At 73.6% G+C, this 17311-nt stretch carries 18 protein-coding genes; 6 read left to right on the forward strand and 12 right to left on the reverse strand.

Going from position 1 to position 17311, the window contains the following annotated elements; translation table 11 throughout:
- Positions 1 to 201 precede the first annotated feature (201 nt).
- Positions 202 to 1137, forward strand: coding sequence for a hypothetical protein (locus IPL61_34335; GenBank protein ID MBK9036270.1), 936 nt, complete (start codon positions 202 to 204; stop codon positions 1135 to 1137).
- Positions 1138 to 1152: 15 nt separating this feature from the next.
- Here the strand turns inward: IPL61_34335 and IPL61_34340 are convergent, their stop codons facing one another.
- The 4 genes from IPL61_34340 to IPL61_34355 all read right to left on the reverse strand — a co-directional run bounded on the left by IPL61_34340 (position 1153) and on the right by IPL61_34355 (position 5479).
- Positions 1153 to 1347 (reverse strand): hypothetical protein, encoded by a 195-nt coding sequence (locus tag IPL61_34340; protein ID MBK9036271.1) that lies wholly within the window; start codon positions 1345 to 1347, stop codon positions 1153 to 1155.
- Between the two features lie 347 nt (positions 1348 to 1694).
- Positions 1695 to 3620, reverse strand: a complete 1926-nt coding sequence (locus IPL61_34345; GenBank protein MBK9036272.1) for a potassium transporter Kup — start codon at positions 3618 to 3620, stop codon at positions 1695 to 1697.
- 108 nt (positions 3621 to 3728) lie between these two features.
- Positions 3729 to 4388 carry a winged helix-turn-helix domain-containing protein gene (locus IPL61_34350; protein ID MBK9036273.1) on the reverse strand — a complete coding sequence of 220 codons (660 nt, stop codon included), beginning with the start codon at positions 4386 to 4388 and terminating at the stop codon, positions 3729 to 3731.
- Between the two features lie 35 nt (positions 4389 to 4423).
- On the reverse strand, positions 4424 to 5479 hold the full coding sequence (locus IPL61_34355) for a DUF4118 domain-containing protein (GenBank protein MBK9036274.1): 1056 nt from the start codon (positions 5477 to 5479) through the stop codon (positions 4424 to 4426).
- A 90-nt stretch (positions 5480 to 5569) separates the two neighbouring features.
- On the opposite strand from IPL61_34355, the gene IPL61_34360 reads away from it, so the two are divergent.
- The gene (locus tag IPL61_34360; protein MBK9036275.1) at positions 5570 to 5779 is read left to right on the forward strand and encodes a hypothetical protein; all 210 of its coding nucleotides are present in this window, start codon (positions 5570 to 5572) and stop codon (positions 5777 to 5779) included.
- A 130-nt stretch (positions 5780 to 5909) separates the two neighbouring features.
- Here the strand turns inward: IPL61_34360 and IPL61_34365 are convergent, their stop codons facing one another.
- From IPL61_34365 to IPL61_34385, 5 genes are all read right to left on the reverse strand, one after another.
- Complete coding sequence (locus tag IPL61_34365) at positions 5910 to 7001, reverse strand: PilT/PilU family type 4a pilus ATPase (protein ID MBK9036276.1); 1092 nt, start codon at positions 6999 to 7001, stop codon at positions 5910 to 5912.
- Entirely contained in the window at positions 7001 to 8569 is a 1569-nt protein-coding gene (locus IPL61_34370; GenBank protein ID MBK9036277.1) for a PilT/PilU family type 4a pilus ATPase, read from the reverse strand. Before IPL61_34370 ends, IPL61_34365 begins: the two co-directional genes overlap by 1 nt.
- A 91-nt stretch (positions 8570 to 8660) precedes the next feature.
- A complete protein-coding gene (locus tag IPL61_34375; GenBank protein ID MBK9036278.1) occupies positions 8661 to 9443 on the reverse strand; it encodes an alpha/beta fold hydrolase in 783 nt (260 codons plus the stop codon).
- A gap of 139 nt (positions 9444 to 9582) precedes the next feature.
- A complete protein-coding gene (locus IPL61_34380; protein ID MBK9036279.1) occupies positions 9583 to 10323 on the reverse strand; it encodes a hypothetical protein in 741 nt (246 codons plus the stop codon).
- 63 nt (positions 10324 to 10386) lie between these two features.
- Positions 10387 to 11103, reverse strand: a complete 717-nt coding sequence (locus tag IPL61_34385; GenBank protein MBK9036280.1) for a phosphocholine cytidylyltransferase family protein — start codon at positions 11101 to 11103, stop codon at positions 10387 to 10389.
- Between the two features lie 290 nt (positions 11104 to 11393).
- Between IPL61_34385 and IPL61_34390 the strand changes: the two genes are divergently transcribed.
- Positions 11394 to 12707, forward strand: coding sequence for a CDP-alcohol phosphatidyltransferase family protein (locus tag IPL61_34390; protein MBK9036281.1), 1314 nt, complete (start codon positions 11394 to 11396; stop codon positions 12705 to 12707).
- A gap of 22 nt (positions 12708 to 12729) precedes the next feature.
- Here IPL61_34390 and IPL61_34395 read toward each other — a convergent pair whose 3' ends face one another.
- Positions 12730 to 13230: a peptidylprolyl isomerase gene (locus tag IPL61_34395; protein ID MBK9036282.1), complete on the reverse strand. Its 501-nt coding sequence runs from the start codon at positions 13228 to 13230 to the stop codon at positions 12730 to 12732.
- A gap of 60 nt (positions 13231 to 13290) precedes the next feature.
- Here IPL61_34395 and IPL61_34400 point away from each other — a divergent pair, with 60 nt between their 5' ends.
- The gene (locus IPL61_34400) at positions 13291 to 13635 is read left to right on the forward strand and encodes a hypothetical protein (GenBank protein MBK9036283.1); all 345 of its coding nucleotides are present in this window, start codon (positions 13291 to 13293) and stop codon (positions 13633 to 13635) included.
- A 12-nt stretch (positions 13636 to 13647) separates the two neighbouring features.
- Here the strand turns inward: IPL61_34400 and IPL61_34405 are convergent, their stop codons facing one another.
- Together IPL61_34405 and IPL61_34410 are read right to left on the reverse strand one after the other, a co-directional pair.
- Positions 13648 to 14628: a hypothetical protein gene (locus tag IPL61_34405; protein MBK9036284.1), complete on the reverse strand. Its 981-nt coding sequence runs from the start codon at positions 14626 to 14628 to the stop codon at positions 13648 to 13650.
- Between the two features lie 42 nt (positions 14629 to 14670).
- Positions 14671 to 15684 carry a TIGR00266 family protein gene (locus tag IPL61_34410; GenBank protein ID MBK9036285.1) on the reverse strand — a complete coding sequence of 338 codons (1014 nt, stop codon included), beginning with the start codon at positions 15682 to 15684 and terminating at the stop codon, positions 14671 to 14673.
- An 80-nt stretch (positions 15685 to 15764) separates the two neighbouring features.
- On the opposite strand from IPL61_34410, the gene IPL61_34415 reads away from it, so the two are divergent.
- Both IPL61_34415 and IPL61_34420 read left to right on the forward strand, forming a co-directional pair.
- On the forward strand, positions 15765 to 16628 hold the full coding sequence (locus tag IPL61_34415; GenBank protein MBK9036286.1) for a hypothetical protein: 864 nt from the start codon (positions 15765 to 15767) through the stop codon (positions 16626 to 16628).
- Positions 16629 to 16697: 69 nt separating this feature from the next.
- Positions 16698 to 17264 (forward strand): hypothetical protein, encoded by a 567-nt coding sequence (locus IPL61_34420; GenBank protein ID MBK9036287.1) that lies wholly within the window; start codon positions 16698 to 16700, stop codon positions 17262 to 17264.
- Positions 17265 to 17311 lie beyond the last annotated feature (47 nt).

The following is a 17311-nucleotide window of genomic DNA, read 5'->3' on the forward strand; positions in this document are numbered from 1 at the left end:
CTCCTCGCGAGATCAGGCCTCGCACGTCGGATCGATGCACGCGCGGTACCAGGCGGGCCGCGCGAGCGATCCAGCGGACATGGGCGATCGCGTCGGCGGCGGCTCGCGCAAGCCGTGCAGGCCCAGGCCCCGTCGCGCGAAACCTGACATAAGGCTGACACGAGGGCTGGGCATCGTCGGGCTCCAACCAGGAGCCAGCCCATGACCGAGCTCGTCATCCCCGTCCGCGCCCCGTTCGACTTCGCCCAGACCCGGGCCCGGATCGCGGGCTTCCCGCCGTGTCAGGGGGCGTTCGTCCTCGACGACGACGCGGTCCTCGGCGCCTACGCCGTCGGCGACCACGCGATCGCCTGGCGCCTGGGCCCTGGCCCGACGCCGTCGGCGCTGCGCCTCGAGCTGCCCGGGACCCCGCCCGTGGCCGTGGCCGCCGAGGTGGCGCGGCTGGTGGCGGCGCTGGTCAGCGCCGACGACGACCTCGGCGAGTTCTACGCCCGGGCCGCCGACGATCATCCGGCCCTCCGCGCGATCGTCGCGCGCCACCACGGCCTGCACCACGTGCGCTTCCCGTCGCTGGCCGAGGTCACCTGCTACGCGGTGCTGGCCCAGCGTACGCCGATGACCGTCGCGTCGGCGCTGCGGCGCCGCATCGTGACCGCCTACGGCCAGGTGGCCCGGTTCGCCACCCACGCGCTGCCGGCGTTTCCGACGCTGGCCACGTTGCGCGGCGTCAGCGAGCTCGAGCTGGCGGCGCTGTTGCGCCACCCCGAGAAGGCGCGCCGGCTCCACGAGGCGGTCGCGGCGGTCGACGAGCTCGGCGAGGACTTCCTCCGCGCCGCGCCCTACGCGCAGGCCGCCGACGCGCTGCGCGCGGTCCGCGGCCTCGGCCCGTTCTCGGTGGCGATGATCCTGCTGCGCGGGCTCGGCCGGACCGACCACATGGATCCGCGCGGCGAGCCGTTCGCGTCGATCGGTCGCGCGATCTACGGCGCGGCCTGGGATCCGTCCGCCATCGAGCGGCGCTACGGCCGCACCATCGGCACCTGGGCCTACTACCTGCGCATCGGCGCCCCGCCGATGGCCCGCACGATCCGTGCGCCGCGTCCCCCGCGCGGCGCCGGCGCGCTCGCCCCCGCCTGACCACCACCGGCGCGATCAACAGACCGACGGCGCGATCGCGCACGCGTGGTCGGCGACCGGCGTCGGCCGCGGCGCGTCGCCGCCGGCGCTGCGGATCGAGCCGAGCGCGAAGGCGACCACGAACGCCAGCAGCAGCCCGAAGCCGAGGTCACGGACGCGCTGCGAGCGGTTGCGCGCGATCATCTCGTCGAAGCGGCTGGCGGTGGTCATGGCGGTCTCCTGAATCGCGGGGTGAATGTCGGCGGGTGAGCCGGATGACTCGTGCGGACGACCATGACTACTTCACGAAGCGGGCCAGCTCCGGCGCCGCGACCGGCCCTGACATTCCGTGCGCTTCCGTCGACGATCCTTCCCCCGGCGGTGGACCTGCGACGGTCGCACCCGTGTCGCACGGCCGGCGACCTGCCCGCGCCAGCCGGCGACACCGACGACCTCGAGGAGCTACGCCGCGCGCCGCGGCGTCAGATCTCGATCTGCAGCCCGAGCTCGACGACGCGGTCGGGCGGCAGGTTGAAGAACGCCGTCGGCGAGCGCGAGCTGCGCCGGGCGGCGCGGCGTCAGATCTCGACCTGCAGGCCCAGCTCGACGACGCGGTTGGGCGGCAGGTTGAAGAACGCCGTCGGCGAGCGCGAGTTGCGCGCCAGGAACGCGAACAGCAGCTTGCGCCAGCGCGCCATCGGCGACCGACCGGTCACCAGCAGCGTCTGCCGGCCCAGGAAGTAGGTCGTGGTCATCGGGCGGCCCGCGATGGCGCCGGTCTTGACGCAGCGGGCGATCACCTCGGGCACGTCCGGCGACTGCATGAACCCGACCCGCGCGACCACCCGGTAGAGCCCCTGGCCCAGCGCGATCACCTCGGGCGGCTTGCGGGTCGACACCCACGGCACCGGCTCGGTCACGACCGAGCACAGCACGACCTCGTCGTGCAGCACGCGGTTGTGCTTGACGTGGTGGAGCACGACGTTGGGCACCGCGTCCGTGCCCGAGGTCATGAACACCGCGGTCCCCTCGACCCGCGGCAGCGGGTTGGCCTCGAGGTCCGCCAGGAACAGCTCGGTCGGCACCGAGCCCGACGCCATCACCTTGGCCAGCTCGACCCGCCCGCGCCACCAGGTCGTCATGACCGCGAACACCGCCACCCCGACCGCCAGCGGGAACCAGCCGCCGTCGAGCACCTTCGAGCTGCACGCCACCAGGAACGCCAGGTCGAACACCAGGAACACCACCAGCAGCGCCCCGGCCTTGCCGACCGGCCAGGCCCAGCGCCGCCGCGCCACCTGGTAGAACAGGAGCGAGGTGATCGCCATCGTCCCGGTGACCGCGATGCCGTAGGCGGCCGCGAGCGCCGAGCTGGTGCGGAACTGCAGCACCAGCACGACGCACCCGATCATGAGCAGGTAGTTCATCTCGGGCACATAGATCTGGCCCTCGGCCGTGGCCGAGGTGTGGACCACGGTCAAGCGCGGCCAGAACCCGAGCTGCATCGCCTGACGGGTCAGCGAGAACACGCCCGAGATCAGCGCCTGCGACGCGATCACCGCGGCCATCGTCGCGAGCACCAGCATCGGCACCGCCAGCGGCCCCTCGACCAGCTCGTAGAACGGGTTGGTGATCGATCCGATGGGGCGCGTCAGGAACAGCGCGCCCTGGCCGAAGTAGTTGAGCAAGAGCCCCGGCAGCACGACCCCGTACCAGGCCCGGCGGATCGGCGTGCGCCCGAAGTGACCCATGTCGGCGTACAGCGCCTCGCCGCCGGTGACGACCAGGAACACCGAGCCGAGCAGCAAGAAGCCGTGCCAGCCGTGGGTGGTCAAGAGCGCCAGCCCGTAGCGCGGATCGATCGCGCGCAGCACCTCGGGCGCGGTCGCGACCGAGCGGGCGCCGGCCACGCCGATCGACACGAACCACGCCAGCATGACCCAGCCGAACACCTTGCCGATCCGCCCGGTGCCGTAGCGCTGCACGAGGAACAGCGCGACCAGGATCGCGATCGTGATCGGCACGACCAGGTGCGCGAGGTCGCCGTTCTGCTCCGACAGGCCCTCCATCGCGCCCAGCACCGAGATCGCCGGCGTGATGACGCCATCGCCGAACAGGAGCCCGGCGCCGAACAGCGCCGCCAGGAGCGACACCGCCAGCCGCGTGCGCTTGTGGTCGTCACCCTCGAGCAGCGCCGCGAGCGCCAGGATGCCGCCCTCGCCCTTGTTGTCGGCGCGCAGCACGAACACCAGGTACTTCATCACCACCACCAGCATCAGCGCCCAGAACACCAGCGACATCACGCCGAGCACGGTGTCGGGGGTCGGCGGCAGCGCGTGCGGCGAGTGCGGCCACGCCAGGCACTCCTTGACCGCGTACAGCGGCGACGTGCCGATGTCGCCGTAGACCACGCCCAGCGCGCCGAGCGAGGCGGCGGCGAGCGCGCGCCGCGAGGTGGGGTGCGGGTGAGTCGTGGTCGCGCGCGACGGTGTCGGGGTGCTCATGGGGTCGCCCTTGACGAGTCGACGGCCTACCACCCCCGCGCATCAAGATTCCATCAAGGTCGAAGCGGCTTGAGATCCCGCGAGGTTATCGCCGGCGCCGACGCTGGTTCAGCCGCTGTCGCCATCGCGCATCCGGTAGCCGACGCCGGGCTCGGTCAAGAGCCAGCGCGCGCGCCCGGGGTCGGCCTCGACCTTCCGGCGCAGCGCCGCCATGTGGACCCGCAGGTAGTGGGTCTCCTCGACCGCGCCGGGGCCCCACACCTCGCGCAGCAGGTGGCGGTGGGTCAGCACCTTGCCGGCGTGCTGGAGCAGCTGGGCCAGCAGCTTGAACTCGATCGGCGTCAGGTGGACCGCGGCGCCGCCGACGGTGACCTCGTGGCGGCCGAGATCGAGGTGGAACGGCCCGACCTCGAACACCGCGTCCGCCGCCGGCGCGCCCGCGGCCGAGGCGGCGTGGCGGAGCGCGACGCGGATGCGCGCGAGGAGCTCGCCGGTGCCGAACGGCTTGGTCAGGTAGTCGTCGGCGCCGGCGTCGAGCGCGCGGATCTTGTCGGCCTCGCGGTCGCGCGCCGACACGACGATCACCGGCGTCGCCGCGTCCGCGCGCACCACGCGCACCAGCTCGACGCCGTCGCCGTCGGGCAGGCCGAGATCGAGGATGATCACCGCCGGGCGCTCGGCCAGGGCCCGCCGGGCCTCGGCCAAGGTCGCCGCCTCGATCACGGCGAAGCCGTGGGCGGTGAGCGTGGCGCGCAGCAGCCGCCGCATCGCGATCTCGTCGTCGACGACCAGCACCAGGGCGGTCACGGCCCGCCTCCGGCCAGGGCCGGCGCGCCCGGCGCGATCGTGGCCGGCAGCTCGAGCACGAACCGCGCGCCCCCGGCGGCGGTCGCGTCAGCCGTGACCGTGCCGCCGTGGGCCACGGCGATCGCGCGCACGACCGCCAGCCCCAGCCCGGCCCCGGGCGCGCTCGACGCGCGGAAGAACTTCTCGAACACCCGCTCCCGCTCGGCCGCGGCGACCCCGCGGCCGTGATCGGCGACCTCGATCGCGACCCGATCGCCGACGCGGCGCGCGCTGATCGCGATCGGCGGCGCGCCGTGCTTGACCGCGTTCTCGATCAGGTTGACCAGCGCCAGCTCGAACAGCACCGGATCGACCGGCACCTCGAGCTCGCCGACCGCGACCGTGACCGCGCGATCGCCGAGCACCGGCTCGAGCCGGGTCAGCGCGGCCCCGCACAGCTCGTCGAGCGGCACCCACTCGCGCGCCGGCACGATGCCGGTCTCGACCCGGGTCAGCTGCAGCAGGTTCGCGAGCATCCGCTCGAGCCGGCGGGCCTCGACGACGACCGACTCGAGCAGCTCGGCGCGTGCGGCCGGCGGCACCGCGGGGTCGCCGGCCGAGGTCGCGGCCGCGGTGATGATCGCCAGCGGCGTGCGCAGATCGTGGGACACGCTCGACAGGAGCGAGCTGCGCAGCTCCTCGGTGTGGGCCCGCAGGTCGGCCTGCCGCGCGATCGCCGCCTGGCCGCGCAGGCGCTCGGCCAGGGTCGCGATCGTGAGCCCGGCGGCGAACATGACCGCGAACGTGACGCCGTGGCGCGGGTTCTCGATCACGAGCTCGAACCGCGGCGGCACGAAGCACACGTCGAACGCCAGCACCGCGAGCGACGCCGCCAGCACCGCCGGCCCGCGCCCGCCCAGCGCCGCCAGCATCACCGCCGGCAGGTAGAGCATCCCGATGTCGCCGACGGCGAGCTCGGGGTGCGCGACCAGCCCGATCGCGGTCGCGACGCCGACGGCCGCGACCGCGCTGCCGTAGCGCAACCCGCGCGCGGTAAGTGGCGTCGGGTCCACGCGCGTGACGATACGCTCCTTTACGAAGCCTTGATCCGCCGCGGGCGGCTCTTGACGCCATCTTGAGGCCGGCGGCGGTACAGCATGGGCATGGGCCATCCATATCGCCACTGCGACGCGCCGACGCCCCACGCGGCCGAGCCGCTCGACGACGAGCGCGACCTCGCGATCGTGCTGGCGGCGATCGGGCTGGTGCCGGTGATCTTGACGATCGCGGCCAACGAGCGCTTCGGCGCCGAGCCGACGATCGGCCTCGGGCTGCTCGCGCTGGCGGCGGTGACCGCCTGGCGCCGCCGCTGACCTGACGGCGCCGCGGACCGCGGGCGCCGCGGACCTCCTGGCGGCGACGCGGACCGCCCGACGGGACCGCGCGCGCCGCAGACCACCTGGCGGCGCCGCGGACCACCTGGCGGCGCCGCCGTCGGTGCGCTCAGCCGCCGGCGGTGGAGCCGTCGAGCGAGCCGGTCACGAACGGCAGCTTGGCGAACGCGTCCTTGTCGATGGCCTTGTCGAGCGCGTCGCCCGGCGTCACGTCGCCCGCGGCCACCAGCTTGGCCAGGGTCGTGTCCATGCCCTGCATCCCCTCGCTCTGACCGCCCTGGATGAAGCTGCTGATCTGGTTGGTCTTGCCCTCGCGGACCAGCGACGCCAGCGCCATGTTGCCGATCAGCACCTCGTGCGCGGCGACGCGGCCCGAGCCGTCGGCCCGGCGCAGCAGCTGCTGCGCGACGATGCCGGCCAGCGAGTCGGCCAGGAGGCCGCGGATCTGCGGCTGCTGATCGGCCGGGAACGCGTTGACGAACCGATCGATCGTGGCCGCGGCCGAGTTGGTGTGCACCGTCGCGAGGATCAGGATGCCGAAGCTGGCGAGCTGCAACGCCAGCTTCATGGTCTCGGCGCCGCGGAGCTCGCCCACGAGGATGACGTCGGCGTTCTCGCGCCCGGCCGAGCGGATCGCCTCGAGGAATGACGGCACGTCGACGCCGACCTCCTTGTGGGTGATCAGGCACTGCCGCGGCTGGTGCACGAACTCGACCGGGTCCTCGATCGTCAGGATGTGGCCCCGCCGGGTGCGGTTCATGTGGTCGATCATCGCCGCCAGCGTCGTCGACTTGCCGCTGCCGGTCGGCCCGGTGACCAGCACCAGCCCGGCGGTCAGGTCGGCCAGGCGCCAGACGCCGGCCGGGACGCCGAGCGCGTCGAGGCCGAGGATCTTCGACGGGATGGTCCGGAAGACCGCGCCGCGCCCGGTGGTCTTCTCGAGGAAGTTGCCGCGGAAGCGGGCCTTGTCGGCGTAGGCGTAGGCGAAGTCGAGATCGTGCTCGCTGGCGAAGTGGGCGCGCTGGGCCGGGCTGATGATCTCGTCGGTGAGCGCGGTGATCTCGGCGCCGGTGAGCGCGCGCTCGGCGCCGGCGATCAGCTCGCCCTTGACGCGCAGCATCGGCGGGTAGCCCGGCGACAGGTGCAGATCGGAGCCGCCGCGCGCGAGCAGGAGGTCGAACAGCTGATCGATGGCGGGCATCAGCCGTCCCCCTTCTTGAAGAACCCGCCGAGGCGGTTCTTGAGGTTGCCGGGGTTGGTGGTCGAGGCCGCCGGCGGCGCCGCGGCCGCCGCCGGGTGCAGGATGTTGGCGAGCTCGCGCTTGTTCTCGGACGCGCGCAGCGCCACCTCTTCGAGCACGCGGCCCGAGCGCACCAGCTCGGCCAGCGAGTCGTCCATGCGGATCATGCCGAACGCGCGCCCGCGCTGCTGCAGGCTGGCCACCTGGAACAGCTTGTTGTCGCGGATCAGCGCGGCCAGCGGCAGCACGCCGGTCAGGAGCTCGACCGCGGCCACGACGCCGTTGCCGTCGGCGGTCGGCAACAGCCGCTGCGACAGCACGAACTTGAGCGCGGCCGCGAGGCTCGAGCGGACCTGCTGCTGATCGTCGGGCGGGAACATGTCGATCAGCCGGTCGAGGGTCTTGGCCGCCGACGGGGTCGACATCGTCGCCATCACCAGGTGGCCGGTCTCGGCCGCGGTCAGCGCGATCTCGACGGTCTCGCGATCGCGCAGCTCGCCGATCACGATCACGTCGGGGTCCTCGCGCAGCGACGCCTTGAGCGCGGCCGCGAAGCTGCGGGTGTGGGCGCCGACCTCGCGCTGCGACACCACCGACTTCTTGCGGGCGTGGAGGATCTCGACCGGATCCTCGATCGTCAGGATGTGGTGGGCCTTCGACGTGTTGATCAGATCGACCAGCGCGGCCAGCGTCGTGGTCTTGCCGTGGCCGTTGGGCCCGGCGATCACGACCAGGCCCTGGTGGTACGTGGTGATCCGGGCCAGCTCCTTGGGCAGCCCGAGCTGCTCGAGCGTCGGCGGCGCCAGGGCGATCAGCCGGAAGCTGCCCTTCCAGCCGCCGCGGACCCGGGCGATGTTGGCGCGCAGCCGCCCGGCGCCGGTGACCTCGAGGGCGGCGTCGATGTAGCCGCGGTTGATCAGCTCGGCGCGCTGGCCGTCGTCGAGCAGCGGCGTCAGCATGCGCTCGACCGCGGCCGCCGACAGCGCCTGGCCCTGCGGGATCAGCGTGCCGAGGATGCGCGCCATGGCCGGGCGCTCGGCCGCCACGTGTAGATCGGTCGCCTTCTGATCGCGCGCAGACTTCACCAGCGCGACGAAGCCCGGATCGCCCTGGCTGACGCGCATGCGCGGCCGGTCGGCCGGCGCCGGCGCCGGCCGCGGCACCGCGACCGAGGCCTTGGTCGGCCGCCGGACGCGGGCCGCGGTCTGGCTGCCGGTCTTGGCCGCGGTCTTGGTCTTGGGCCGGGCCGCGCGCGACAGCCGGACGATCCGATCGTCGCCCTGGACCGCGACGTCGACGCCGACGGCGCGGCCGTCGATCGTGACCGTGGCGGTGCCGCGCTGGCCGATCAGCGCCGCCAGCGGCGAGTCCGCGACCAGCGCCTCGAGCTGCCCCAGGCTGATCGCGGCGCGGCTGACGGGTCGGTACTCGCCGCCGCTCTTGACCGCGACCGGGCGCCCGGTCGCCAGCACGACCTCGGTCACGTCCTCCCGGTTCAGGAACTCGAGGAGCTTGGCGAGCTGCGACACGTGCGCACGATTGTACACGCGCCGCCCTGGCCGCCGCGGGCCGCCGCGGCTATGCCTGGGTTACTGGCCCCAGGGCCGAGGGTGATCCGGGTCAGAGGTGGTCGCCGATGAACGTGCTGACGCGCTCCAGCACCGCCGGCGCGCCGGCGACGATCGTCATGCCGTGGGCGGTGCCGGGGTCGGCGATCACCTCGACCGGCGTCGGGTTGTCGCCCAGGATGTTGGCGAGCGCCGTGGCGGCGTCGACGGCGCCCTGCTCCTGGCTGTGGACGATCAGCACCGGCGCGCGCGTGGCCCGGGCGGCGTCGGGCGTGGCCAGGCCGCGGTAGTTGAGCCCCGGCGACAGCAGCACGACCGCGGCGACCTGGTCGGGCGCCGCGCCGACGAAGCGCAGCGTGGCCGAGCTGCCGATCGAGGCGCCGACCATCACGCACCGGCCGCTAGCGCCGCGCGCGCGCACGGCGGCGACGGCGTCGCGGAGGTCGCCCTCGACCCGCTCCCAGTCGGCGGTCTCGAACGCCCGCCAGGCGACCGCGCCGTCGGGGCCCTGGGTGCTGGCGCCGTGGCCGCGCAGGTCGATCGCGAACAGGTGGGCGCGCCCCTTGAGGCGCTCGATCACCGGCACGTACTCGGCGCGGGTCGAGCTGAGCTGGTGCGCGAACACCGCGCACGCCGTCGTGCTCGCGTCGCGCGGCGGCCAGTAGGTCCCCACGATCGTCACGCCGTCCGCCGCCGTGAACCGCAGCTCCTCGCCGCCCGGCACCGTCGGCGCGTCCGCCGCCACCACCTCGTCCGGGACCTCGATCGCCTGCACCTTCGAGCCCCCGCCCCCGCACGCGGCCACGCACATCGCAACGACCAGCCAGCTTCGCATGGGGACAGGCTCCTGGGTCGCAGATACCCGTAACCGCTCGCCTTTTCGGGCGCACCGCGGCAACTCAAGTTGCCGCGATGCAACCAAATTCACTTTTGATTCTCGATACCTAGCACCCAGGAGCCGGTCCCCGTCTCGGTCAGTAGGTGCCGGTGACGGTCAGGACGACGTGGACGTCAGGGAAGCCGATCGAGGCCATCGTGGCGGGCTGGGTCGAGCCGCAGTCTGGCGCGCGCAGGTAGCTGGGGCCGGACTCGGCGGCGGTGTTGGAGCCGACGAAGATCGAGTGGCCGATGGCGTTGCCGTCGGGGATGAAGACCTCGGCGACGAGGGTCGAGCCGGCGGCAGCGACGCCGGGCGGCGACAGCGTCACCGGCAGCACGACGCCGGTGGCGGTGTTGTTCACGGTCACGAGCTGGCCGGCGATCTGGGTGAGGACCCCGGCCGGGAACGCGCCCGCGACGGTGTAGAGCTTGACCTGGATCGTCTGCGAGGTGCCGACGCCAGCGGTGGCGGTCTCGATGCCGACGTCGACGCGGCTGGCGGTGAAGGCCGTGTTGACGCCGAAGTCGCTGAGCCGGAACGCCCGGTAGTAGCTGTTCTCGGCCGTGACCCCGGCGGCGTTGCACGACACGGAGTTGAGGGCGGTGATCACGGACGAGGACGACTGCGACAGCGTGATCATCTGCAGCGGCGGCGCGTCGATCGGCAGCGGCGGCGCGTCGACGGCCGCGTCGACCGTCCCGGGCGGCGCGTCGATCGGGCCTGGCGAGCCGTCGATGCGGGCGGCGTCGACGTCCTCGCTGTCGCCGGTGACCGTGGCGGAGGCGCAGCCTGCGGCGGCGGCCAGGGCGAACACGACGAGGACGCGACACGACATCCCCCGATGGTGCCCGCAAACGGCACCGGGGGGCAACGGTCTTGGCGCCCGGCGGGCGCCGCGTCACACCGCGACGCGGAAGCCGGGGCGCGCGTCGAAGGCGGGCCCGCGCGCGAGCTGCGCGTCGGCGGCCCGCAGATCCTCGACGGTGTCGATCTCGCACGCGTACAGCGAGCCGAGCTCGACCGCGTGCAGGCCGACGCCCGCGTCGACCAGCTCCTGGAAGATCGCCTCGTAGTAGAGGTCGGCGCTGGTGGCCCGCTGCGCCAGCGCCGCGAACAGCCGCCGCGACGTGGCCGCGGACAGGAGCTGGACGCCGATCGCCTCGCCCATGGCGCCGCGCACCAGCACGTCCTTGCCGATCGCGACCACGCGATCGCGCTCGTCGGCGGTGACCTTGACCTCCTCGGCGCCGAGGCTCCCGACCGAGCGGACCGCGACCGCGTCGGGGCCGCCCTCGAACAGCCGGTCGATGACCGAGGCGTCGAAGACCACGTCGCCGTCGACCAGGAAGAACGCGCGCCCGTCGACGTGGGGCCGGGCCAGCGCCAGCGACGCGGCGGTGCTGGTGGTCTCGTAGGCGGGGTTCTCGACGAAGGTGACGTCGAGGTGGGGGAACCAGCGCGCGACGGCCGCGCGCACGTGCAGCTGCAGGTGACCGATCACGATGACGATCTGGTCGACGCCGGCGCGCACCAGCGTCGTCAGCGTCCGGCGCAAGATCGGCACGCCGGCCACCGGCACCAGCGTCTTGGGCGCGTGGTCCACGTGTGGGCGCAAGCGCCCGTCGTAGCCAGCTGCGAGGATCACGGCCTTCATCGCAGCCCTGGTGCCTGCAAGCGCCGTGCGCCCACACCGCGCCGCGATCCAGGCCGTGGACGGCCCTCGGGTGTCGAAAACCTGTCAACACCCACCCCTGGGCCCGCGTCAGTGCCGAAATCCTGTCACCACGTTCGGTGGTCGGGCCTACACAACACCGTCGGATCTGCGCGGCGCGCCGTCCCGGGACCGGGGCTGGCTCCTCGTCCGGCCCTTGCACCCCCCGCGGCGTCAGGAGTACCTCTTTGCGCATGAGCATCGCCGCCCTGGTCCTCGCCGACGCCCCTGGCGCCGACGTCCGGGTCGTGGGGCTGTCTCTGGCCGAGCGGGCGCGCCGGGTCGCGACCCGCGCCGGCGCCCAGACCGTGCTGGTCGCCCGCGATCGCGCGGCGGTCGCCGACTGGTGGCGGGCCGCCGGCTGCGATCGCCTGCTGGTCATCCGGGCGACCGATCAGATGGTGCACACGCCGCTGGTCGCCCCGCTGATCGCGTCGGAGTGTCCGCGCGCGGTGGCGGTGGCGCCGCCCGACGCGGCCGCCGCCGACGTGGCCGCGGGCGCCTACGCCGGCGCGCTGATCGTCCACGGCGCGGCCGCCGAGGAGATGATCGCGGCCCTGGCCGCGGGCGGCGACGATCGCGCGCTCGGGGCCGAGCTGCTCGCCGCCGGCGCCGACGCCTGCGCGCACGACCGCATCGCCCGTCACCCCGCCACCACGCGCACCGAGCGGCGCGCCGCCGCGCGGCTCCTGTTCGAGGTGATCCACAAGCACCAGGACTACGAGATCACCCGCTACCTGTTCCGGCCGGTGTCGACCCGGATGACCGCGGTGCTGGTGCGCACGCCGCTCACGCCCAACCAGGTGTCGAGCATCACCGCGGTCCTGGTCGTGCTGGGGTGCTGGCTGACCGCGCGCGGCTCGATGGGCGGCGCGATCGCCGGCTCGGCGGTGATGCTGGCCGCGGCCTACGTCGACTGCTGCGACGGCGAGATCGCGCGGCTCAAGCTCCTGTCGTCGAAGTTCGGCGCCTGGCTCGACACCGTCGTCGACGAGCTGTCGCAGGTCGCCTACATGATCGCGCTGGGGCTGCACTGCCGCCAGTACTTCGGCGTCGACTACCTCGGCCACCACGGCCTCGATCCGTGGCGGCTGGCGATCATCGTCGGCGTCGTCACCTACGGCGTCACGATCTACTGCGTCTACTGGAACATCGTCGTGCTGGTCGGCTCGGCCAACAGCCAGGACTACATCAGCCGGTTCGAGATCACGCCCGGCGAGCGGCCCGGCACCGCGCGCCTGCGCCCGGTCACGACCCAGGCGATCATGCTCCCGCCCGACACCAACCCGGTGATCCGGTGGCTGGCGACCTACGCGCCGTACGTCGTGCGCAAGGACTTCATCACCTGGGGCGTGCTGGTGCTGGCGATCGCCCACCTGACCCAGGTGTCGTTCGGGCTGCTGGTCGTCGGCGGCGTGCTGTCGTCGACGGTGGTCGTGATCGATCACGCCCGCGCCCGCGCGCAGCTGTCGGAGCTCCGGCGGCGCGAGCTGGTGCTGGTGCGCTGACGAGCGGCGCGCCGCGAGCGCGCTACTCGACGCGCTTGATCAGGTGGAAGCCGTAGTCGGACTCGACCACGCCGACCTCGTCGACGTCGAGCCGCAGGCCGAGCTGACGGAACTCGATCACGAGCTGGGCGTCGGGGCTGACGTCGTACGACTCGCCGGTGTCGGCGCTGCCGGGGTCTTCGGAGTGCGCGTGCATCAGCTGCTCGAAGTCGGCGCCGGCCGCGACCTGCTTCTGGAGCGCGCGGATCTCGCGCTCGGCGTCGCGCTTGGTCCGGGCCAGCGCGCGGGCGTCGGCGCCGCCCTTGCCCTCGACCTTGTCCTTCCACGAGATCAGGATGTGCTTGACCTTGGCGTGGTTGGTGCGCGGCTCGCGCCGGAGGATCTCGGTCGAGACGACCGTCGCGGTCGCGAGCTGGTTGCCGCCGATCTTGTTGTTCATCGTCGGTCCGGACATGCCGGTGGGGCCGCAGGCGACGACGGGGACGGCGAGGGCGAGGGCGAGGAGGATGGGCGAGGCGCGCATGGCGGCGTAGAAGCTAGCAGACCCCTTGCGCCCGTGCGCGAACGGCGGCAGGGTGCGCCGATGTCGAGCCACGAGACGGATCGCCCGGTCGCCGCCAGCGAGCTCCTGACGCTGCTGCCGGCGCGCGTGTGGCACCTGACGTCGAACGGGGGCGACCTGTGGTGCCGGCGGCCGTACTCGTTCTTCTTCTCGAGCGATCAGGCCGCGACCGCGTTCGCGGCCGCGCTCGGCGTCGGCGGCGAGCTGTGGCCGATCGGCCTCGACGCCAGCGCGGTCGTCACCAGCGAGTTCCTGGCCGGGCTGCGCGAGCTCGACGTCACCCGGATCTTCCTCGACCCCGAGATCGATCCCGCGTCGGGCGACGTGCACGGACGGATCTTGCGGCTCGAGGCGCTGATCAACTGACGCGCCCGGGCGTCACGACGAGCCGATCAGCTTGCGCAGGAACGGCACGACCTGCTTGGCCGTGACCTCCTCGGCCACCGCCATCACGCAGTCGCGCATGCCGGAGGCGATCGACGCCGGATCGGTGCTGGTGATCGCCTTGGCCGAGCCCGAGGCCGACGCGGCCCGCTGCGCCGCCCACTTCTCGGCGCCGTCGACCCCGGCCCACGGCGCCACCCGCACGGACACCGTACAGGTGATCTCGGCCTGGTTGCCGCGCTTCTGCACGGCCAGGGCCGAGATCGTGGGGGCCACCAGGAACCCGCGTGACCCCGCCGCGGTGAGCTGCTGCTCGGTCGGCGGCCGGCCCGGCCACTCGGTCGCGACGCCAGGCGCGCGCCGCGCGACCGTGACGCGCACGGTCTTGACCAGCCGCTCGACCGCGTCGCGCGGGGCCTTGCTCGACAGGTCGACGCCGACGCCGAGGTGGACGTAGACCGCCGGCGCATCGCCGACCGGCGCCGACCGGGCCAGCGCCGCGATGATCTCGCGCGACCGCGCGGCCAGCTCGCGGACCTTGCGATCGGACTCCTTGCCGGCCTCGGTGAGCGCCGCGAGCGCGAGATCGCGCGCCGCCCCGGGCGTGCTGGCGTCGACCGACTTGCCCAGCGCCAGCGCGGCCACCCGTCGGATCTGCACCTCCTGGTCGCGGCGCAGCCCGTCGACGAGCGCGCGCACGGCCCGCGCGTCGTGGCTCTTCGACAGCGCCAGCACCGCCGCCAGCCGGCGCTTGTAGCCGGGCGCGCTCGCGAGCTGCCGGGCCTCGTCGTCGATCGCGTCGGCGCGCACGGCTGACGCGAAGCCCGCCAGCGCGAGCGTCGCGATCACCACTACCAGCGCGGCGCGCACGTCTCCGATCGTAACACGTCGATCGACGGATCTCCCGTCGACGAACGGCGCGCGATCACGCCCGCGTGCGACGTTGGCCCACACCGGATCCAGCCGCGCGCGCACGCGGCGTCCGGCGGCGCTTCGCGCTGCGGGGTGAGCCAGGGCTCAATCGCCGGTGCCGAGGCCGCCCAGGATCGAGCCCTCGCCCGGGCCGCCGAGCACACCGGCGGCGACGATGCGCCGGGCCAGGCGCGCGAACGGCAGCGACTGCAGCCAGATCTTGCCAGGTCCGGTCAGCGTGGCGAAGAACAGGCCCTCGCCGCCGAACAGCGCGCTCTTGAGCCCGCCGATCCACTGGATGTCGTAGTTGACCCGCGGCTCGAACGCGACCAGGCACCCGGTGTCGACCCGCAGCACCTCGCCGGCCGCGAGCTCCCGGGCGACGATCGTGCCGCCCGCGTGGACGAACGCCAGCCCCTGCCCCTCGAGCTTCTGCAGGATGAAGCCCTCGCCGCCGAACAGCCCGGCGCCGATCTTCTTCTGCAGCGCGACGCCGACCTTGATCCCGCGGGCCGCGCACAGGAACGCGTCCTTCTCGCACAGGAGCGTGCCGCCGAGCGACGCCAGATCCATCGCGACGATCTTGCCGGCGTACGGCGCCGCGAACGCGACCTTGCGCCGCTCGCCGCTGCGGTTCTCGTAGATCGTCATGAACAGCGACTCGCCGGTGACCGCGCGCTTGCCGGCGGCGACCAGCTTGGCGAAGAACCCGGCCTGCTCGGCCTGGCGGGTGCCGTCGCCGAGCACCGTCTGCATCTCGATGCCGGGATCCATGTAGAAGAACGCGCCGGCCTCGGCCACCGCCGCCTCGCCAGGATCGAGCGTGATCTCGACGAACTGCATCTCCTCGCCGATCACCTCGTAGTCGATCACGTCGGCGGCCAGCGGCACCGGCGCCGGGCCCGGCGGCGGCGGCGGCGGTGGCGGCGCCGCGTTGCCGAACGCCGCGGCGAACCACGGCACCTGCAAGATCGGCGTCCACCTGGCCAGGCTCGGCCCGTAGACGTAGGCGGTCTGCGCCAGCTGGCCCGCGCGGATCTGGCCGATCACCTGCTGCGCGGTCAACGGCCCCTGCTGGTTGCCGTTGATGCCGATGTACCAGAGCGTGTTCTCGTGCACGCGGGCGACCCTACACTGGGCCCGGCGGCGTGTGGCGTCGATCGCTTGGCGTCCGGACCTGGGTCGGCGATAACACGGTCATGACGAGCGGGCGGCTGACCGCAGTGCTGGTGGGCGTGCTCGCGGCGTGCGGCGAGAACGCGCCCGCGACCTCCGGCGCGCTGGCGCTCGATCCGCCGGCGCTGGCGCTCCCGGCCGGGCGCGAGGCGATCGTGACGGCGATCCCGCGCGACGACAGCGGGGCGCTGGCGCTGTCCGCAGCGCCGACCTGGACGGTGCGGGACCCGGCGGTGCTGACGATCACCCCGCTCGGCGGTGGCCAGCTGCTGCTCCACGGCGCCGCGCCGGGCTCGACGGTGGTGACCGCCACCATCGACGGCGCCGACGCCGCGGCGGCGGTGACCGTGACGACCGCGGCGCAGGTCGGCCTGACCGTGACGCCGGCGACCGCGGCGATCCGCTCCGACGAGTGCGTCGCGTTCACCGCGAACGCGCGCTACTCCGACGGCACGACCGCGCCGCTCGATCCGTTCGAGGTCGACTGGGCGGTGTCCGGGCCCCGCGGGCCGACGCCGCCCGACGGGGTCGTCTGCCCGGTCGGCGTGGTCGGGACCCACACCGTCTGGGCCACGCACCAGCAGTTCGTCGCCAGCGCCGCGCTGACGGTCGCGCGCGCGCCGGTCGTCGAGCTGCAGATGTTCGTGCCGCACCTGCTGCTGACCGGCACCGGCGCCAGCGGGTTCGTGCTCGCGGTCCTCACCGACGGCTCCAGCTACGAGGTCACCCGCCTGGCCGCGTGGAGCTCGAGCGCGCCCGACGTCGCGTCGGTCGACGGCGTCGGGGGCGTGCACGGCCACAGCCCCGGCACCGCGATCATCGCGACCGAGTTCGAGAGCGTGCGCACCACCGCGCCGGTCGAGATCGTCGACACCTTCCCGCCGTGAGCCCGCGCCGACGCCGGGCGCTCGCGATCGGCGGTTGATCGGGCGCGGGCGCCGCGCTACCACCCGGCCATGCTCCACCGCTGGCTCGCCGCGTCGTCCCTCCTGATCGCGGCGTGCGCCCCGGCCTACAAGCCGGTGACCCGCAACGTCCGCGCGCAGGACGTCGGCACCGATGATCGCACGCGCCTGACCGCGCGGTTCCTGTGGGACGACGGCACGCCCGAGTACGCGCCGCCCGGGACCTCGCCCGAGGTCGTCACCGACGTCGCGACGCTGGGCCGGCTCGACGATCGGCTGTGCGTGCGGTTCGAGATGCGCACCGGCGCCAAGCACGACGCGCCGTTCGGCGAGTGGAGCCCGACGATCAACGGCGAGCCGGTGTTCCCCGAGCAGGAGACCTCGGCCCAGTCGGTCTACTCGGTCGACGGCGAGCGCACGGTCTTCGACGCCTCGTACATCGCGCGCGGCTTGGCCGGCGCGCTGACGATCACCGAGCCCACCACCGATCAGTACGCGGTCATCCACCGGATCGCGTGGTTCTGCCCGACCACCTCGGCGCCGAAGCTCGAGTTCAAGCTGCGCCGCACCTACGCGTCGCTCAAGGCCACGCAGGGGTTCATCTGGACCATCCAGTGATCGGGTCGGCGCCGCCGGAATCGCCGCGGCGCGGCGCCGGTTGATCG

Source organism: Myxococcales bacterium (genome assembly GCA_016717005.1).
Classification (GTDB): Bacteria; Myxococcota_A; Polyangia; order Haliangiales; family Haliangiaceae; genus UBA2376.

What these genes read in the sequence shown, in the direction of transcription:
- IPL61_34335 (MBK9036270.1), top strand. Translation starts at nt 202, where the DNA reads ATGACCGAGCTCGTCATCCCCGTCCGCGCCCCGTTCGACTTCGCCCAG.
- IPL61_34340 (MBK9036271.1), bottom strand. Translation starts at nt 1,347, where the DNA reads ATGACCACCGCCAGCCGCTTCGACGAGATGATCGCGCGCAACCGCTCG.
- IPL61_34345 (MBK9036272.1), bottom strand. Translation starts at nt 3,620, where the DNA reads ATGAGCACCCCGACACCGTCGCGCGCGACCACGACTCACCCGCACCCC.
- IPL61_34350 (MBK9036273.1), bottom strand. Translation starts at nt 4,388, where the DNA reads ATGCGGCGGCTGCTGCGCGCCACGCTCACCGCCCACGGCTTCGCCGTG.
- IPL61_34360 (MBK9036275.1), top strand. Translation starts at nt 5,570, where the DNA reads ATGGGCCATCCATATCGCCACTGCGACGCGCCGACGCCCCACGCGGCC.
- IPL61_34365 (MBK9036276.1), bottom strand. Translation starts at nt 7,001, where the DNA reads ATGCCCGCCATCGATCAGCTGTTCGACCTCCTGCTCGCGCGCGGCGGC.
- IPL61_34375 (MBK9036278.1), bottom strand. Translation starts at nt 9,443, where the DNA reads ATGCGAAGCTGGCTGGTCGTTGCGATGTGCGTGGCCGCGTGCGGGGGC.
- IPL61_34380 (MBK9036279.1), bottom strand. Translation starts at nt 10,323, where the DNA reads ATGTCGTGTCGCGTCCTCGTCGTGTTCGCCCTGGCCGCCGCCGCAGGC.
- IPL61_34390 (MBK9036281.1), top strand. Translation starts at nt 11,394, where the DNA reads ATGAGCATCGCCGCCCTGGTCCTCGCCGACGCCCCTGGCGCCGACGTC.
- IPL61_34395 (MBK9036282.1), bottom strand. Translation starts at nt 13,230, where the DNA reads ATGCGCGCCTCGCCCATCCTCCTCGCCCTCGCCCTCGCCGTCCCCGTC.
- IPL61_34400 (MBK9036283.1), top strand. Translation starts at nt 13,291, where the DNA reads ATGTCGAGCCACGAGACGGATCGCCCGGTCGCCGCCAGCGAGCTCCTG.
- IPL61_34415 (MBK9036286.1), top strand. Translation starts at nt 15,765, where the DNA reads ATGACGAGCGGGCGGCTGACCGCAGTGCTGGTGGGCGTGCTCGCGGCG.
- IPL61_34420 (MBK9036287.1), top strand. Translation starts at nt 16,698, where the DNA reads ATGCTCCACCGCTGGCTCGCCGCGTCGTCCCTCCTGATCGCGGCGTGC.